At 63.9% G+C, this 385-nt stretch carries 1 protein-coding gene; it reads left to right on the forward strand.

From position 1 onward, the window contains the following. Nucleotides 1-116: 116 nt before the first annotated feature. Nucleotides 117-385: ATP-binding cassette domain-containing protein (locus HUA75_RS47835; protein WP_174490144.1), on the forward strand; the 269-nt coding region annotated here is incomplete at its 3' end.

Below are 385 nucleotides of genomic sequence, written 5' to 3' on the forward strand. Positions count from 1 at the left end.
TGCCCGCGTGCGACGGCAACCTGCGGAGCGATCATGCCGGAACCCACCGAATACGAACCAAGCCGCATGGCCCGCTGCCATCACCCTCTTGTCGCGCCAGCTACGGTCGCCGCCTGATGCCGGCGCCGATCCTCTCGCTCACCGATATTTCCAAACGCTTCGTCAAGCCTCTCGACGCAGCCGAAAAGGTTGCGAACATATTCGGCGCCGGGCTGCGCGAACAGGTGGTCCGCGCTGTGGACGACGTAACGCTCTCCATCGGCGAAGGCGAGGTTGTAGGTCTCGTCGGCGAATCCGGCTGCGGCAAGTCCACACTTGGCCGCATTGTCTCCGGCATTCTCGATCCGAGCAGCGGCACGCTTTGCTTTGAAGGACGCGTACCGGC

It is taken from the genome of Myxococcus sp. CA040A, assembly GCF_013336725.1.
In the GTDB taxonomy this organism is placed as follows: domain Bacteria; phylum Myxococcota; class Myxococcia; order Myxococcales; family Myxococcaceae; genus Myxococcus; species Myxococcus llanfairpwllgwyngyllgogerychwyrndrobwllllantysiliogogogochensis.